Annotated in this window: 2 protein-coding genes and 1 pseudogene; 2 read left to right on the plus strand and 1 reads right to left on the minus strand. The window is 67.9% G+C overall.

From position 1 onward, the window contains the following. Nucleotides 1-210 precede the first annotated feature (210 nt). Nucleotides 211-498: a hypothetical protein gene (locus SPR02S_RS54710; protein WP_026151770.1), complete on the minus strand. Its 288-nt coding sequence runs from the start codon at nucleotides 496-498 to the stop codon at nucleotides 211-213. Nucleotides 499-589: 91 nt separating this feature from the next. Between SPR02S_RS54710 and SPR02S_RS54715 the strand changes: the two genes are divergently transcribed. Continuing rightward, nucleotides 590-1,249 carry a helix-turn-helix domain-containing protein gene (locus SPR02S_RS54715; RefSeq protein ID WP_019065504.1) on the plus strand — a complete coding sequence of 220 codons (660 nt, stop codon included), beginning with the start codon at nucleotides 590-592 and terminating at the stop codon, nucleotides 1,247-1,249. Further along, nucleotides 1,246-1,640: pseudogene (locus SPR02S_RS58765) on the plus strand (site-specific integrase); the annotation flags it as partial. The gene SPR02S_RS54715 and the pseudogene SPR02S_RS58765, both read left to right, overlap by 4 nt.

A 1,640-nucleotide genomic window follows, 5' to 3' on the forward strand; every position in this document is an offset into this window, starting at 1 on the left:
CAGCCCCGTCGCGCGGCGTGCTCGTATTGCTGAACGAACAGGAGCACCAGGCCCTCGCGGCAGGCGCGGCAGCGGCGAACATGCCGTTGGAGTTTTATGCGACGGCACTGATCCGCTCTGCCTTGTCGAGCCCGATCTCCCGGCCCTGACCCACGGTGCGAAGCAGCGGGCGACTACAGCCTGCCGACGCCCGCTCGTGGTCCGTCGTCTCTAGGCGGCCAGGCCGTGCCGCTCGCTTCCGCCATCGGCCTGATCCCCATCGCCCGGGTGGCGTTCGAGCCCCAGCAACTTCAACAGGTCGGCCGTCACCACGCGGTAGGCGTTGCCGAGCCTCAGCACCCTGACCGGGTACTTCCCCTGCTTGGCGAGGCCGTAGCCGGTGGACCGGCCGATCATCAGCGCCCGGTTCGACGTATCGAGGTCGATCGCGGCAGGGAGGGCGAGCAGTTCGTCGCTCGTCAACCCTCGCACCTCGCGGGATGAGATAGGTGCTGCCATGATGCCCTCCGTGGAAGTTTTCGTGCCGCAATGACACTTCAGATGTATCACGGAGTTGCAGCAGCACCTTTTACATGCCTAACGTGCAGCCATGACACTTGATCAATGGTCGACGGCGTTCACCAGCCGGATCGCTCAGCGCGTGCGGGAATCACGCAGGGCCGCCGGCCTGACCATGGCCGAGGTCGCCCAGGGGTGTGCCGATCGCGGTGTGCCGGAGTTCACCGAGCACTCGCTGAAGAATCTGGAGTCCGGGCGAAAGACAAGCGTCACGGTAGCGGAGGTCGTCGTGCTGGCCGACGTCCTGGGCGTCCCGCCGGTGACTCTCCTCTTCCCGCTCGGGTCCTCGGCCACGGTCGAGGTCCTCCCCGATCGGGAAGTGTCCACCTGGGACGCGGTCGCGTGGTTCACCGGCGAGACGCCTCTGGACGAACCCGCACCCGAAGGCAGCGCCCGCAACGTCCTCGACGTCTTCCGCCAGCACGGCGACTTGGTGGCCGCCGCGACGTCCTCCTACGCCCTGGCCAGGGAGAGGCGACGAGCGGCCAGCACCACCCTGGACCGGACCCGCAGGGCCACCCTCCTGCAGCGCGCCCAGGGCTACGAGGAGCACGCGTTCGAGGACTGCCAGGAACTCCGGGCGTTCCGAGGCCGGATGCGCGACCGCGATCTCGCCCCTCCGGCTCTGCCCGACGAGCTGGCCTTCGTCGACGAGCCCGAAACGCCTACCCGTGCGGAGAACGACGAGTGAAGGGCGGCAACCTCATACGCCGGTGCCGCTGCACCGACCCGAAGACGAAGAAGGAGTACGGCGCTTCCTGCCCCAAGCTCAAGTCCTCGCGGCGGCACGGCACTTGGACCGCCGCCCAGGAACTCGACCCCGCGCAGGACGGCCGTCGCAGGCGCTTCCGTCGCGGTGGTTTCGAGACCTCCGTCAAGGCCCAGGAGGAGCTGGACAAGGTCCGCGCCCTCATGGCCATCCCCGAGGAGGACGACGCCTGGGGCAAGACCCAGATCAGCGACCTCCTGGAGAACTGCGTCAAGGACAAGGACCCGATCCCGGACTACGACGAGACCCGCCGCCGTTTCAAGACCGGGCAGTCCCTCAACTCCAAGGTCACCGTGGCGGAGTGGCTGGACTC

Origin of the sequence: Streptomyces prunicolor NBRC 13075 (assembly GCF_000367365.1) — a bacterium.
Lineage (GTDB): Bacteria > Actinomycetota > Actinomycetes > Streptomycetales > Streptomycetaceae > Streptomyces > Streptomyces prunicolor.

Excerpts from the sequence above, each read along its gene's own strand:
- SPR02S_RS54715 (WP_019065504.1), top strand. The coding sequence starts at position 590 with ATGACACTTGATCAATGGTCGACGGCGTTCACCAGCCGGATCGCTCAG.
- SPR02S_RS54710 (WP_026151770.1), bottom strand. The coding sequence starts at position 498 with ATGGCAGCACCTATCTCATCCCGCGAGGTGCGAGGGTTGACGAGCGAC.